General features: G+C 66.0%; 14 protein-coding genes. 6 read left to right on the top strand and 8 right to left on the bottom strand.

The genetic code is table 11. The annotated features are described in order from the left end of the window. The first annotated feature begins 95 nt into the window (after positions 1–95). From BMX85_RS12875 to BMX85_RS12865, 3 genes are read left to right on the top strand one after another with little or no spacing between them, the layout of a single operon-like run. Positions 96–851 carry a GNAT family N-acetyltransferase gene (locus BMX85_RS12875; protein ID WP_090318321.1) on the top strand — a complete coding sequence of 252 codons (756 nt, stop codon included), beginning with the start codon at positions 96–98 and terminating at the stop codon, positions 849–851. Further along, positions 806–1,069: an acyl carrier protein gene (locus tag BMX85_RS12870; RefSeq protein ID WP_090318318.1), complete on the top strand. Its 264-nt coding sequence runs from the start codon at positions 806–808 to the stop codon at positions 1,067–1,069. The genes BMX85_RS12875 and BMX85_RS12870 overlap by 46 nt, the downstream gene beginning before the upstream one ends. An 11-nt stretch (positions 1,070–1,080) precedes the next feature. Then, on the top strand, positions 1,081–1,716 hold the full coding sequence (locus BMX85_RS12865) for a tetratricopeptide repeat protein (RefSeq protein WP_090318315.1): 636 nt from the start codon (positions 1,081–1,083) through the stop codon (positions 1,714–1,716). Positions 1,717–1,729: 13 nt separating this feature from the next. Here the strand turns inward: BMX85_RS12865 and prsR are convergent, their stop codons facing one another. From prsR to BMX85_RS12850, 3 genes are read right to left on the bottom strand one after another with little or no spacing between them, the layout of a single operon-like run. Continuing rightward, positions 1,730–3,076 carry a PEP-CTERM-box response regulator transcription factor gene (gene prsR, locus BMX85_RS12860; RefSeq protein WP_090318313.1) on the bottom strand — a complete coding sequence of 449 codons (1,347 nt, stop codon included), beginning with the start codon at positions 3,074–3,076 and terminating at the stop codon, positions 1,730–1,732. Continuing rightward, positions 3,063–5,252, bottom strand: a complete 2,190-nt coding sequence (gene prsK, locus BMX85_RS12855) for an XrtA/PEP-CTERM system histidine kinase PrsK (RefSeq protein WP_090318310.1) — start codon at positions 5,250–5,252, stop codon at positions 3,063–3,065. Before prsK ends, prsR begins: the two co-directional genes overlap by 14 nt. After that, positions 5,252–6,598 carry a TIGR03013 family XrtA/PEP-CTERM system glycosyltransferase gene (locus tag BMX85_RS12850; protein ID WP_229210430.1) on the bottom strand — a complete coding sequence of 449 codons (1,347 nt, stop codon included), beginning with the start codon at positions 6,596–6,598 and terminating at the stop codon, positions 5,252–5,254. The genes prsK and BMX85_RS12850 overlap by 1 nt, the downstream gene beginning before the upstream one ends. A gap of 240 nt (positions 6,599–6,838) precedes the next feature. On the opposite strand from BMX85_RS12850, the gene nadB reads away from it, so the two are divergent. Then, complete coding sequence (nadB, locus tag BMX85_RS12845; protein WP_090318304.1) at positions 6,839–8,452, top strand: L-aspartate oxidase; 1,614 nt, start codon at positions 6,839–6,841, stop codon at positions 8,450–8,452. A gap of 10 nt (positions 8,453–8,462) precedes the next feature. After that, on the top strand, positions 8,463–9,005 hold the full coding sequence (locus BMX85_RS12840; RefSeq protein ID WP_090318301.1) for a GNAT family N-acetyltransferase: 543 nt from the start codon (positions 8,463–8,465) through the stop codon (positions 9,003–9,005). Here BMX85_RS12840 and BMX85_RS12835 read toward each other — a convergent pair. From BMX85_RS12835 to BMX85_RS12815, 5 genes are all read right to left on the bottom strand, one after another. Beyond that, positions 8,992–9,693 (bottom strand): substrate-binding periplasmic protein, encoded by a 702-nt coding sequence (locus BMX85_RS12835; protein WP_229210429.1) that lies wholly within the window; start codon positions 9,691–9,693, stop codon positions 8,992–8,994. The two genes, BMX85_RS12840 and BMX85_RS12835, sit on opposite strands and share 14 nt — an antisense overlap. A gap of 188 nt (positions 9,694–9,881) precedes the next feature. Next, entirely contained in the window at positions 9,882–10,670 is a 789-nt protein-coding gene (locus tag BMX85_RS30760; protein WP_218147329.1) for a PEP-CTERM sorting domain-containing protein, read from the bottom strand. Between the two features lie 100 nt (positions 10,671–10,770). Beyond that, positions 10,771–11,637 carry a carboxylating nicotinate-nucleotide diphosphorylase gene (gene nadC / locus BMX85_RS12825; RefSeq protein ID WP_090318294.1) on the bottom strand — a complete coding sequence of 289 codons (867 nt, stop codon included), beginning with the start codon at positions 11,635–11,637 and terminating at the stop codon, positions 10,771–10,773. Further along, on the bottom strand, positions 11,637–12,782 hold the full coding sequence (nadA, locus tag BMX85_RS12820) for a quinolinate synthase NadA (protein ID WP_090318292.1): 1,146 nt from the start codon (positions 12,780–12,782) through the stop codon (positions 11,637–11,639). The genes nadC and nadA overlap by 1 nt, the downstream gene beginning before the upstream one ends. 31 nt (positions 12,783–12,813) lie before the next feature. Next, on the bottom strand, positions 12,814–14,415 hold the full coding sequence (locus BMX85_RS12815) for an ABC-F family ATPase (RefSeq protein WP_090318289.1): 1,602 nt from the start codon (positions 14,413–14,415) through the stop codon (positions 12,814–12,816). Between the two features lie 151 nt (positions 14,416–14,566). On the opposite strand from BMX85_RS12815, the gene BMX85_RS30065 reads away from it, so the two are divergent. After that, positions 14,567–14,755: a hypothetical protein gene (locus BMX85_RS30065; protein WP_143067967.1), complete on the top strand. Its 189-nt coding sequence runs from the start codon at positions 14,567–14,569 to the stop codon at positions 14,753–14,755. Positions 14,756–14,852: the final 97 nt, after the last annotated feature.

The following is a 14,852-nucleotide window of genomic DNA, read 5'->3' as shown; positions in this document are numbered from 1 at the left end:
TGCTGGCGCAAACACGCTAGCCGACCGCCATTGTCTAATCGGGTGTCCGGCCCGGGTCCGACCCGGGCTCCACCACACCTCGTTCGATCGCTCCCATGACCACTGGCCTGCGTCACACACTCGCGCAACTGGGCTGGCTCAACGCCGTGCTGTACTGGCTCGGACGCGCGCTCGACAAGGCCAGCGCCGGCGGCTGCGCGCTGCACCGCTACCGCTTCGTCGCCCAATACGTCGGCGACCAACCGCTTTGCGCCGGCCGCGGCGCCGACATCCACATCGCCCCGCATGCCAGGGACGCGGCGCCGCCGGACGGCTATCCGCGCCCGCAGGCGGTGGTGCGCGAACGCTTCGCGCAGGGTGCGCACAGCCTGGCCGCGTGGCGCCACGGCCGCCTGGCCGGTTTCCTGTGGCTGGTGCCGAACGCTTACCAGGAGGACGAGGTGCGCGCGCGCTACCGCCTGGCCTCGCGCCACGCCAGTTGGGACTTCGACGTCTGGATCCATCCGGAGGAGCGGCTCGGCTGGGTCTTTCCGCGCCTGTGGGACGCGGCGCGCCAGCAACTGCGCGAGCGCGACATCCGCTGGACCTGCAGCCGCATCTCCGCCTTCAACGCCGCCTCGCTGCGCGCGCACGCCGGCATCGGCACCGTGCGCCTGGGCGACGCGCTGTTTGTCCGTTGCGGCGCATGGCAATGGATGTTCGCCACCATGGCGCCGTATTTCCACCTGTCGCGCGACGCCGCGTCCTTTCCACAACTGACGTTCGACACCAGCGCGCTGGCCGATGTCACACCCACGGAGCATCCATGTCCACCACCGAAACAGTCTGCGACGTCCTCAGAACCACGTTAGGCCTGGGGCGCGCGCCGCTGGACGCCGACACCGCGCTGCTGGGCAGCCTGCCGGAACTCGATTCGATGGCGGTGGTCGCCCTGCTGCTGGCGCTCGAGCAGCGCTTCGGCATCGCCGTCGACGACGACGAGATCAGCGCGCGCCACTTCGCCAGCGTGGGCACGCTGTCCGCCTTCGTGCAGGCCAAGCTCGGTCGCGGCCCCGAACTCCACGCCTGAAAGGAACAACCATGAAACCGACCGCGCTCATCTTGCTCTCGATGGTCTTCGCCGCGCCGGCGATGGCCGCCACCACGGCGGCCGGCCAGGACTGCCCGGCCTACGTGCCGCACAAGCCGGGTGGCGACTACGTCAACGCCGACGACCGTGAGGGCCTGGGCGTGGTCGAGAAATTCCACTTCACACCCGATGTCGAAAGACTGGACAAGGGCGCCTCCGGCCCGCTCGGCGGCGATATCGGCTATACCCTGGACCACTTCCCCAACCATCACCGCGCGCTGGGGGCGATGACGCGCCTGGCGCTGCGCGACAAGAACCGCAAGCCGCACGGCGCGCGCTACACCATCGATTGCTACTTCCAGCGCGCGGTGGGCTTCCGTCCTCAGGACGCCAGGGTGCGCGCGCTGTTCGGCAGCTATCTGCTGGCGCTGGGCCAGACCGACGCCGCGCTGGAGCAGCTGGAACAAGCGGCCCTGCTGGAGCCGGACAATCCGACCTCCCACTACAATCTGGGCCTGCTGTATTTGAAGAAGAAGGACTACGACAAGGCCCGCGCCAGCGCCGACAAGGCCTACGCCATGGGCTTCCCGCTGCCCGGCCTGAAAAACAAACTGGTCGACGCCGGCCAGTGGCGCGGCGAGAAATAAGCCGCGCCAACCGCTATTTCAGGCCGTGGTGGTTCATCAAATCGTACAAGGTCGGGCGGCTGACGCCCAATAGCTCGGCCGCCTTGACGATATTGCCGTCCACCCGCGCCAACGCCTTGACCATCACCCTGTATTCGGCCGCGTCGCGTGCCTGGCGCAGGTTGACGTTTTCCTCCTCGGCCGCGCCGTCGGGCAAACCCAGGTCGGCGGCCGTGATCTGCGGGCCGTCTGCCATGATCACGGCGCGGCGGATGCAGTTCTCCATCTCGCGCACATTGCCCGGCCAGCGGTAGGATTCGATCACGGCCAGCGCCTCCGGACTGAAATGGAGCACCGAGCGCGATTCGCGGGCGCAGAACTTGTTCTTGAAGTGGTGCGCCAGCAGCGCGCTGTCGCCGACCCGGTCGCGCAGCGGCGGGATCGTCAGCACGATTTCGCTCAGGCGGTAGAACAGGTCTTCGCGGAAGCGGCCCGATTCGGCCAGCGACTTGAGGTTTTGATGGGTGGCGCAGACGATGCGCACGTCGATGCTGATTTCGCTCCTGCCGCCGACGCGCTCGATCACCCGCTCCTGCAAAAACCGCAGCAGCTTGGCCTGCAACGCCAGCGCCATGTCGCCGATCTCGTCGAGGAAGAAGGTGCCGCCGTGCGCCAGTTCCAGCTTGCCCAGGGTTTGCCGCTGGGCGCCGGTGAACGCGCCCTTTTCGTAGCCGAACAGCTCGCTCTCCAGCAGGTGCTCCGGTATCGCCGCGCAGTTGATGGCGACGAAGCGCTTGTCCGCGCGCGCGCTGAGGTTGTGCAGGCCGCGCGCGATCAACTCCTTGCCGCTGCCCGAGTCGCCCAGCAGCATCACGGTCGCCGACGACGGCGCCACCTTCTCGACGCTGCGGCACACCTTGAGCATGCCCGGGTCGCGGCTGATGATGCCCGACAGCGGCGAATCGGACTGGATCTGCAGCATGCGGCGGTTCTCCTGCTGGATCGCATGCAGATAGAAGGCGCGCGCGATCACCAGCGACAGCGTGTCGGCGTCGAGCGGCTTCTGGTGAAAATCGTAGGCGCCCATGGCGATGGCCTTGAGCGCGTGCGCCCGCTCCTGGTTGCCGGACAGGATAATGACCTTGGTGTCGGGCGACGCCGCCAGGATCTGCTGCAACAGCGCCAGCCCCTCGCTGGCGCCGTCCGGGTCCGGCGGCAGGCCCAGGTCCATGGTGGCCACCGCCGGCTGGTGGCGCCGCAGTTGCGCCATCGCCGATTCGCGGTCGTTGGCCACCACCGCCTCGTAGGCGTCCAGGCTCCAGCGCAGCTGCTTTTGCAGCCCCGCGTCGTCTTCGACCACCAGCAGCTTATTTTTCGCCATGCTTTTCTCCGATCGGTATGTCTTTTTGCAGCGGCAGCGTGACGCGGAAGGTGGTGCCCTTGCCCGGCACGCTGACCACGTCCAGCTGCCCGCCGACCTCGCGCATGTACTCGCGGCTCTCGAACACCCCGATGCCCATGCCGGCCGCCTTGGTCGATTCGAAGGGCCTGAACAGGCGGTCGCGGATGAAGTCCTCGGTCATGCCGTGGCCGCTGTCGGTCAGTTCGATGACCGCCGCGTCGCCGGCCCGCAGCAGCTTGACGGCGACGCTGCCGTCGCGCGGCGTGGCCTCCACCGCGTTTTGAATCAGGTGCCCGATCACGCGCTCGAGCCGCTGCCAGTTGGCCAGCACCGTCAGGCCGGCGCCGCGCAGCTCCAGCGTCGGCTTGGGCGCCAGCGCCGCGCAGCCGTCGACCGCGCGCGCCAGCAGCTGGTCCAGCGCCAGCGGCGCCGCCACGTCCGGGGTTTCGTCGCGGCGCAGTTTGAGCAGCAGCTGTTTCATCTTCTCCAGCGAATGCGATAGCGTCTCCAGCATATCCTCCTGGAACGCCGGATTGGCCTTATGCCGCTCCGCGTTGACCAGCAACAAAGACAGCTGCGACACCAGGTTCTTCAAATCGTGGACGATGAACGTCGACATCCGGTTGAACGACTCGAACTGGCGCGCCACCGCCAGGCTGCCGGCCGACTCGCGGTGGGCCAGATAGCTGGCGGCCTGGCTGCCGGCGATCTTCAGCACATCGCGCACCTCCCAGTTCAGCTGCAGCGCGGTGCGCGGACGCGCCAGGCAGATGAAACCGAACAGCTTGCGCTCGAGCATCAACGGTACCACCAGCCACAGGCTCGGGGTCTCGGTCAGCCAGGCCGGCAAGGCCAGCTCGCCATAGCGGCGCGGATGGCGGCGCCACTCCGGCATCTCGATCACCCAGCGCCGCTGCTCCATAAAGCGGCATATCTCGCTGTCGCCGCGCGTCTCGTGCTTCGGCGCCGCCATGTTCCAGCTGGCGGCCGGTTGAAAGCAACCGTCGTCGCGGCGCAGCCACAACACGCCGGCCGGGCTTTCGACCAGCCCTGCCACGGCCTGGATGGCCCGCTCCGACAGCGGGCCGCCCTCCTCGGCCAGGCCGTGCGTACAGCGTTGCCACTCGTGCCGGTAGTCGTAGCGCCCCTGATAAAAGTGCTTGTTGATGAAAATTTTGAGCCGCGCCCGCATCGTCCCGGAAAACAGCACCACCGTCAGCAGCAGCGCCGCACCGGCCAGGCAGACCAGTTGCATGACCGCGCCCCAGGCGCCGCCGACGTAGCGCAGATACCAGGCGCTGCCCGCCATCGCCAGCAAATACAGCGCCGAACCAAGCAACGCCGCCGACCGGAACATGATTTGGCGCGACAGCAACAAGCCCGGCGTCCACACCGGATTGCGCGTCACCGCCACCGCCAGCAGCGGCGCGCTGAGCGCATTGACCACGCCGCGCGCGGCCCAGATATCCGGATGGATCCGGCGAAACAGCAAGGCGTCGCTGTACAGATAGAAGTCGTAGGCGAACAGGGCGCCGATGCCCAGGCACGCGAACTTGATGCCCCAGCGCGCGTTCTGCTGGGCGCCGCGATACACGTGTTCGACCAGCAGCATGCCCAGTACCGCCTGCGCAAGACGCAGCAACGGCAGCAGCAACGGCAGCAGCACCGGCAGCAGCGCAATCGGCATCGCCGGCCAGGCGCCGACATTGGCGCCGACATTGGCGCCGACATTGGCGCCGACATTGGCGCCGGCTTCGGGCGCCGGCGCCAGATGCGGCAGCAGCGCGCCAGCCAATTGCAGCAGCCCCACCAGCCCGATGCCGGCCAGCCAGGCGCGCAGGCGCCAGCCGCTGGTGCTCAGCGCCAGCAACAACGCCAGCCACGCCGCCGTGCGCAGCACTTCCGAACCGTCGAGCAGCAGCGGCAGCGGCGGCGGCAAGCGGTCGATGGCGCCGGCCGCCGCCGCGCCGCCGGCCCATACGGCCGTCAGCAGCGCGGCCACGCCAAAGGCGCCGGCGTGCGGACGCGCGCGCCGGCGCCCCAGCAGCAGCAGCGCCAGCAGCAGGAACGCCAGCGCCGCCACGCCGTAGCTGGCCACCGGCACCAGCTGCGACGGCAACCGCGCCGGCCACTGCGGCAGCCAGTCCCACGGCATCAACGCCCCTTGCCGAACAACACGACTTGCACCGTGTCGATCAGGATCAGCAAATCGAGGAACAGGCTGTTGTTCTTGACGTAATACAAGTCGTATTGCAGCTTGCGCACGGCGTCATCGACCGAGGCGCCGTAGCCGTGACGGACCTGCGCCAGGCCGGTGATACCCGGCTTGATGCCATGGCGCACGTTGTAGTAGGCGATCTCCTGGCACAGTTGCTCGACGAAATAGGCGCGCTCGGGGCGCGGGCCGACAAAGCTCATCTCGCCCTTGAAGACATTGAGCATCTGCGGCAGCTCGTCGATGCGCAGCTTGCGTATCCAGCGCCCCACCGCCGTCACGCGCGGATCGTCCTGCGCGGCCCATTGGGGCTTGCCGTCCAGCTCCGCGTCGACCCGCATGCTGCGGAACTTCAGCACCTTGAACGGCCTGTTTTCGCGGCCGACCCGCTCCTGCTGGTAAAACACCGGCCCGCCATCCTCGAGCTTGATCGCCAGCGCCGTCAACAGCATCACCGGCAGCGCCGCCGCGCAGATCGCGCCGCTGGCCAGCAGGTCGAACGCGCGCTTGACCGCCGCCCGCCACGGACTCTGGTCGAACCCGCCGCCGAAGATCAAATAGCTCGGCTGCAGGGAATCGACCCGGATCTGGCACGCCTCGCGCTCGAAGAAGCTGGCGGCGTCGGTCACGCGCACGCCGCCCAGCGCGCATTCGAGCAGTTGGCGCACCGGGAACGCGCCGTTGCGGCGGTCGCCCACCGAAACGATGATCTCGTCGGCGGCGTGGCGCCGCGCCAGCGCCAGCAACGACAGCTCCGGCGGCAGCAGCATGGTCAGCGGCACGCAGCGCGGCTCGCCCTCGACCGCCACGCACCCGACCACGCGGAACTGGTGGAAACCAACGCCGGTCGTCGCCAGGTCCATGCATTCGCGCGCGGTGGCGCCGTCGCCGATGATGATCAAGCGCTTCTCCAGCATGCTCGACTGCGCCGACGTGATCACCAGCAAGCGCGCCAGCAACACCGACGCGCCGCCGACGACGAACACCGTACTGCCGAGCCGCACGAACTGGGTGCCGGGCAGCAGCTCCGCCAGCAGGCTGAACAACACAAAGCCCAGCACGAACGACGGCAGGATGCGCACGAACGTGCTTTTGATGTCCTCGCGCGACTGGTTGTGCTGGTACATGCCCAGCGCGCCCATGCTGAGCACCAGCACCAGCGCGAACGCCAGCGCCGCCGGATACAGGCTGTCCGGCGCCGGGCCGCCCTGGCGCCACAACGGCGCGCTGGCCACGGCGGCGGTTAACAAGACCAGCAGCTCGAGCATCAGCAGCATGAAGGCCATTTTTGACACGTAATGATGAAATATCCTGATCACATTAAGCTCCCTGCCGCGCTGAACGGCGGAGCTTTCATGATGGAGACAACCGGGTCGGTTCGCCTTGCGCGGCCACAACCGCAAACCGGCGCTAGCGCAAAGCGGCCGCGAAAAAGCCGGCAAAGACCGGGGAAAAAGCGGGGAATATGACGAAGGTATGACAAATAGTCTATAGTCATGCTTCCTTACAGCATTTCACATGTGATCATGAAATTTGATGTTGCAATCGTCGGCAGCGGACTGGCGGGCCTTTCGGTCGCGCTGCACCTGGCCGAGACGCGCACAGTCGCGATTATCTCCAAACGTGCGCTCAAAGACGGCGCCAGCAACTGGGCGCAGGGCGGCATCGCCGCCGTGCTCGATTCCGGCGACAGCCACACCCAGCACATCGACGACACCCTGGTCGCCGGCGGTGGCCTGTGCGACGAGAGCGCCACGCGCTACATCGTCGAGCACGGCCGCGAGGCGATCGAATGGCTGATCGCGCAGGGCGTGCCGTTCACGCGCGACGCCACGGCCGAGCTGGGCTTCCACCTGACCCGCGAGGGCGGCCACAGCCAGCGCCGCATCATCCACGCCGCCGACGCCACCGGCCACGCCGTGCAGGTGACGCTGGAGGAGAAAGTGCGCGCCCATCCGAACATCACCTTGTTCGAGCACCACTGCGCGATCGACCTGATCACCTCCGACAAGCTGCACCCGGCCAAAAAAGGCCATTCACAGCCGAAATGCTACGGCCTGTACGTGCAGGACGAAAAATCCGGCCAGGTGCACACCTTCGCCGCCGAGCACACCGTCATGGCCACCGGCGGCGCCGGCAAGGTCTACCTGTACACCACCAATCCGGACACCGCCAGCGGCGACGGCATCGCCATGGCCTGGCGCGCCGGCTGCCGCATCTCGAACATGGAGTTCATCCAGTTCCACCCGACCTGCCTGTACCACCCGTACGCCAAATCGTTCCTGATCACCGAGGCGATCCGTGGCGAGGGCGGCCTGCTCAAGTTGCCGCCGGAAGCGGGCGCCGCCGCCGGCACGCGCTTCATGCTGGCCCACGACGAGCGCGCCGAGCTGGCGCCGCGCGACGTGGTGGCCCGGGCGATCGACTTCGAGATCAAGAAGCGCGGCCTCGACTACGTGCACCTGGACATCAGCCACAAGCCGGCCGAGTTCCTGATCGAACATTTCCCGACCATCTACGCGCGCTGCCTGGAACTGGGCATCGACATCACCAAGCAGCCGATCCCGATCGTGCCGGCCGCGCACTACACCTGCGGCGGCGTGGTCACCGACCTGTTCGGCCGCACCGACCTGCCGGGCCTGTACGCGGTGGGCGAAACCGCCTGCACCGGCCTGCACGGCGCCAACCGCCTGGCCAGCAACTCGCTGCTCGAATGCGTGGTCATCGGCAGCGCCTGCGCGCGCGACATCGCCTCGAAGGAAAAAGGCGAAGTGCCCTACCTGCCCGACTGGGACGAAAGCCGCGTCACCGACGCCGACGAGGAAGTGGTCATTTCCCACAACTGGGACGAGCTGCGCCGATTTATGTGGAACTACGTCGGCATCGTGCGCACCACCAAGCGCCTGGAGCGGGCGCAGCACCGCATCGCGCTGCTGAAGGAAGAGATCGACGAGTACTACCGCAACTTCCGCATCACCCACGACCTGCTGGAGCTGCGCAACCTGGTCGACGTGGCCAGCCTGATCGTCAACAGCGCGCTGCAACGCCGCGAGAGCCGGGGCCTGCACTTCAGCCGCGACTATCCGGAAACCTTGCCGAAGGCTTTGCCGAGCATCCTGATGCCGCCGCGCCGCAACTAAGGCCGGCAGCATGACGGTCACCGTACGGGCCGCCGCGCCGGCCGACATCCCCGCCATGGAAGCGTTGATCCGGCGCTCCGGCATCGAATTGAGCGAAGGTTTTTACACCGTCGAACAGGCGCGCGCGGTGACGCAACACGTGTTCGGCGTCGATAGCCAGCTGGTGGCCGACCAGACCTATTTCCTCGTCGAGCAGCACGGTCAACTGGTGGCGTGCGGCGGCTGGAGCAAGCGCAGCACGCTGTTCGGCGCCGACCGCACGAAGAAAAGTGAGGACGCCCTGCTCGACCCGGCCACCGAGGCGGCCCGCATCCGCGCCTTTTTCGTCGAGCCGTCCGCCGCGCGCCAGGGGCTGGGCCGGCTGCTGCTGCAACACTGTACCGACGCCGCCGCCGAGGCCGGTTTTCGCACCCTGGAACTGGCGGCCACCATGCCGGGCGTGCCGCTGTATCTGGCCTGCGGCTTCAGCGCGGTCGACACCTTCGAAATCACCTTGCCCGGCCCGGTGCAAGTGCCGCTGACGCGCATGCGCAAGGCCATCACGGCAGGCTGACCAGGTGCCGCGCGGCCATGCGCCGCAATTCGCCGCTGCTTTTCAATTCGGACAGCAAGCGGTCGAAGGCGCCGGCCAACTCCCCGCCGACCGCCGTTTTGGGAAAGGCGAAGTAGGCGTTCTGCGTATCGATCAACGGCGCCACCGGCAGCAGCTGGTCGGTCAAGCCCATGCGCCGTATCACCGGATCGGTGTCGCGCCGGTTGCTGGCGAACAGGTCCACATGGCCGTAGACCAGCATCATCAAGCCGTTTTCGACATTGTTGGCCACGCTGATGTTCAAGTCCGCCGCCGCCGCGGTGAACGCCGCGCCATAACTCCAGCCGTTGAGCGTGACGATACGCTTGCCCTTGAGCGCGCCGTAATCGCCGCCCCAGAACAGCATGCCCCTGGCGCGCGAATAAAACGCCACCTGGTCCTGGAACAACGGCTGTGCGCTGAAGCGCATGGTCTGCTCGCGCTCGGCCGATTTGTACGGTCCGACCAGCACGTCGGCCAGGCCGACGGCGACGCGCTGCTGCGCGCGCCGCCACGGGTACATTTCAAACTGCACGGCGCGCTCCTGGCGCCGGGCCAGCAAGCGCACCACCTCCACGCCCAGCCCGGAAAACCCGCCGTCGTCCTGGCGCTCGTAGACACCCTCGAAACGCGTGCCGACCACCCGCAACGGCGTTTTTCCGGCGCCCAAAGCAAAATGCGGCAAAGCGCCGAGCGCGATGCCGCATGTGCCGAACAGCAGACGCCGTCGGACGAGGAAAGCAAATTGGTCTTCCTGAAACGCCGCGTTCACGCGCAAGCAGCCTCCCTGCCGGGGCATCCGGCACAACATCAGTGTACCGGGGGGATTCTAGCAGGTCGGCGCGGCGTCTCCGCCAGTTAGACCTTGGCGGATTTTTTGCGGCGTGCCACCCAGCCCATCATGCCCAGGCCGGCCAGCATCATGGCGTAGGTTTCCGGTTCCGGTACTGGCGGAACATAGGCGCCGAAGCCGTCGATGTAGGCGTAGCCGGTGTGGCCGGTAGGCTGGCAATCGGCCGCCAGCAGCGACAACGTGAAGTCGTGGCCGGACAGGGACTGGTCGATGCTCAGGCGCTCCAGCTGCCATGCGGAGGTGTAGAAGTAATCGCCATAGGTCTGGAAGCGCGAATCGACGCCGCCGCCGCCGTTGCCGGCGTTGTAGGTGCGGCTCAGGACCAGTTGGCCGGTGGTGTTGTCGGTCAAGGTCAGGACCATGACAGCCGATTCGTCCTGGGAGTGGCCGCCGTTTTCCAGCACGGCCTTCCAGCCGAAGTAGATGTCGGAGTCGGTGTAGTTCTTGACTTGCTGGCTGATCACGGTGCCGAAGCCGCCGTTGGTGGTGTCTTCCGCGCGGTACGAATAGCTACCATCGAGGACGGTCGAACCGATCAGCGCGCCGACGTTCGGATCGACATAATTCTTGTCGATGACGGCGCCGCGGCCACCGTTATCCGAATTCAATGCGCCGCCGGCGAGGAAATCGCCCGGCGTGATGGCGGAGTTGAGGCTGCCGCCGCGATAGCCGCCGCCGGTGGTCCAACCGCTGGTGCTGCCGCTTTCGAAGCCGCCATTGGCGAAGGTGTCCGCCTGCGCCAGACCGCTCAAACCGACCAGCGCCATCATACCCACAACATGTTTCAGATTCATGAATAAACTCCCTTGTTAATAGTGGTAAAAGAACAAGAGAGATTATATTGGCTTTAAGCCATCCTTAACAATTGTATTATTTGCATATTTTTAAAATAATTTAGTTGACAATTCGCAAAGAATAGTCTGTGGCGCGTAGGTCTTTTGTCAAGCTGCCGATCGAAATGCGGTTGACCCCGGTTTCAGCGATGGCCCGCACGGTATCGAAGTTGATGCCGCCCGACGCTTCCAGCAGCGCCCTGCCCGCGTTGATCCGGACCGCCTCGCGCATCATGTCGGTGCTGAAGTTGTCCAGCAGGATAGACTCGGCGCCCGCCCCCAGCGCCTCGGCCAGCTCGGCGAGGCTCTCGACCTCGACCTGGATCGACACGCCCTTGTCGAGGCGCTTGGCCGCCAGCACCGCGTTGGTGATGCCGCCGGCCGCCGCGATATGGTTTTCCTTGATCAGGATGCCGTCGTACAGCGCCAAACGCTGGTTCTGCCCGCCGCCGACGCGCACCGCGTACTTCTGCGCCAGGCGCAGGCCCGGCAAGGTCTTGCGGGTGTCGAGGATGGCCGCGCTGGTGCCGGCGATGACGTCGACATACTTGCGGGTGGCCGTCGCCACGCCGGACAGCAGCTGCAGGAAGTTCAGCGCCGCCCGTTCCGCCGTCAACAGCGCGCGCGCCGGCCCGTGGATCATGCAGACCACGCTGTCGGCCGTCATCATGTCGCCCTCGGCGTAGCGCCAGTCGATCTCGATACCGGCCTGCATGCAATTCATCACGCCCTCGAACCACGGCGCGCCGCACAGCACCGCCTCCTCGCGCACGATCACGCGCGCGGTCGAGCGGCCGCCTTCCGGCACCAGCAGGCCGGTCAGGTCGCCGCTGCCCACGTCTTCGAACAGGGCCGACAACAGATTGGCCTCGAAGGCCGCCTTCAGCGCGTCGTCGAAGGGCGCGAATGTATTGACCAAGGTACTCATCATGCGGGACCAATTCCAGAAAACAGTTGTGCTTCTTTGGCCAGGTCGGCGCCGGGCTGCACCCGGGCCTTTTTGGCCGCCGCGAAATCGAGCATGCGGTTGATCGACACCACCGCCTGGCGGCCGATCGCCGGATCGACATGGATTTCGTTGGCCGTGCCCGTTTCCATGTTCTCCAGCACGTCGGCCAGGTTCTGCAAGCCGTTCATCGCCATCCACGGGCAATGGGCGCAGCTCTTGCACGTGGCGCTGTTGCCGGCGGTCGGCGCCTCGATGAAGCGCTTGCCGGGCGCGGCCGCGCGCATCTTGTGCAGGATACCGTTGTCGGTGGCGACGATGAAGGTGTCGGCGTCGGACTCGACGGCGGCGTTGATGATCTGCGTGGTCGAGCCGACCACGTCGGCCAGCGCCACCACGTTGGCCGGCGATTCCGGATGCACCAGGATCTTGGCGTCCGGATATTGCGCCTTCAGCAGCTCGAGCTCGACGCCCTTGAACTCGTCGTGCACCAGGCACGAGCCCTGCCACAGCAGCATGTCGGCGCCGGTCTGCTTCTGGATGTAGGAACCGAGGTGGCGGTCCGGCGCCCACAGGATTTTCTTGCCCTGCGCGTGCAGGTGGGCCACGATGTCGAGGCCGATCGACGACGTCACCATCCAGTCGGCGCGCGCCTTGACGGCGGCGCTGGTGTTGGCGTACACCACCACCGTGCGGTCCGGATGGGCGTCGCAGAACGCGCTGAACTCGTCGGCGGGGCAACCCAGGTCGAGCGAACAGGTCGCGTCCAGGTCCGGCATCAGGATGCGCTTTTCAGGGCTGAGGATCTTGGCGGTCTCGCCCATGAAGCGCACGCCGGCCACGACCAGCGTCCTGGCCGGGTGGTCGCGCCCGAAGCGCGCCATCTCCAGCGAATCGGAGACGCAGCCGCCGGTTTCCTCGGCCAGGTCTTGCAGGTCGCCGTCGACGTAGTAGTGCGCAACAAGCACCGCCTCCTTCTCGACCAGCAGTTGCTTGATGCGGGCCTTGAGCGCGGTGCGCTGGTCGGCCGTTGGTGTCGCTGGCGTGCGCGCCCAGGCGTGGGCGGTGCAGCTGGCGCCGTCTTGAGGATGATCGTACTCGACGGATTTGATCGCTATGGTTTGCATGGTTCCGGAAGAACGTGGTTAAAAGCTGCGGTTAGTCGATGCCCTGGCTGGTCAGGTAGTCCTCGTAGTTGCCGCGGAAATCGATGATCTCGTTTTCCTTGATCTCGATGATGCGGTTGGCCAGCGACGAGACGAACTCGCGGTCGTGCGAGACGAAGATCAAGGTACCGGCGTATTTCTCCAGCGCGATGTTGAGCGACTCGATCGATTCCATGTCCATGTGGTTGGTCGGCTCGTCGAGCAGCAGCACGTTGTGGCGGCCCAGCATCAGTTTGCCGTACATCATGCGGCCCTTCTCGCCGCCGGACAGCACCTTGACCGACTTCTTGACTTCGTCGCCGCCGAACAGCAGGCGGCCCAGGATCGAGCGCACGGCCTGGTCGTCGTCGCCTTCCTGGGTCCAGTCGCCCATCCAGTCGGTCAACGTCGTGTCCTTGGAAAATTCCTCGGTCGGGTCCTGCGGCATGTAGCCGACGTTGGCGTTCTCGGCCCACTTGACGGTGCCGTGGTCGGCGTGCAGGCCGGCGATGTCGTCGCCGCCTATGCAGCGCAGCAACGTGGTCTTGCCGGCGCCGTTGGCGCCGATGATGGCGATGCGCTCGCCCGCTTCGACCATGATGCTGAAGTTATTGAACAGCTGGCGGTCGTATTTCTTCGCGATGCCGTCGACTTCGACGGCCAGGCGGTGCAGCTTTTTCTCGCCATCGAACCGCACGAACGGATAGGCGCGCGACGACGGCTTGATGTCGTCGACCTTGATCTTCTCGATCTGCTTGGCGCGCGAGGTCGCCTGGCGGGCCTTGGACTTGTTGGCGGCGAAGCGGCGCACGAAGTCCTGCAGTTCGGCGACCTTGTCCTTGGCCTTGGCGTTGTTGGCCAGTTGCTGGTTGCGCGCCTGGGTCGAGGCGAACATGTACTCGTCGTAGTTGCCCGGATAGATCTTCAGCGTGCCGTAATCCATGTCGGCCACGTGGGTGCAGACCTGGTTGAGGAAGTGGCGATCATGGGAAATGATGATCATCGTCGAGTTGCGGTCGTTGAGCACGTCCTCCAGCCAGCGGATGGTGTTGATGTCCAGGTTGTTGGTCGGCTCGTCGAGCAGCAGGATGTCCGGATTCGAGAACAGCGCCTGGGCCAGCAGCACGCGCAGCTTCCAGCCGGGCGACACGTTGCTCATCGGTCCCTTGTGCAGCTCGATGTCGACGCCGGCGCCCAGCAGCAGCTCGCCGGCGCGCGACTCGGCCGTGTAGCCGTCGTACTCGGAAACCTTGCCTTCGAGCTCGGCGGCCTTCATGTAGTCGTCGTCGGTCGCTTCCGGATTGGCGTAGATGGCGTCGCGTTCCTGCATCGCCGCCCACATCTCGGTGTGGCCCATCATGACCACGTCGAGCACGCGCATCTCTTCATAGGCGAACTGGTCCTGGCGCAGTTTGCCAAGGCGCTCGTTCGTGTCCAGCATCACGTTGCCACCCGACGGCTCCAGATCGCCGCCCAGGATTTTCATGAACGTGGATTTGCCGCAGCCGTTGGCGCCGATCAGGCCGTAGCGGTTGCCATCGCCGAACTTGACGGAGATGTTTTCGAACAGCGGCTTGGCGCCGAATTGCATGGTGATGTTGGCTGTAGATAGCATTGTGGATTCTGTGCTTTTCTTAATTAAATCATGCCGTTAGGCGGAAATGCGGGATTATACAGCACCCACCCCCGGCGCCGGGCGACCGCGCCCAAAACATGGCGTACAATTTTATCAAGCAAGTGGGGTTCGGCACCCGCAAGCATGCAAAATGGAAGAGCGCATCGCCAGACTGGAAGAAGTGGCAATCGACGTCAAGGAACGGCTGGCGCGGATCGAGGCGCGCCACGCCCAAAGCTCCGCCGCCGACGCCGCAGTCGGTGGTGGTGTACACCCAACCCGCACCGCTCCCGCCGGCGAAATAATCGCACCCGACGGCGCGCCGCGTCGGCGCCGATAGCCAAATCCCCCCCTCACACACCGGTTTTTTACTCGAATCGGTATCCCGCTCAACGCGGTGATTCTTTTCCATTTAACAATCCGCGCGCCGGTTTTCG

It is taken from the genome of Duganella sp. CF517 (genome assembly GCF_900110275.1).
In the GTDB taxonomy this organism is placed as follows: Bacteria; Pseudomonadota; Gammaproteobacteria; order Burkholderiales; family Burkholderiaceae_D; genus Rugamonas.
The sequence above is the reverse complement of the archived record's forward strand: the minus strand, read 5'-3'. Positions and strand labels throughout refer to the sequence as shown.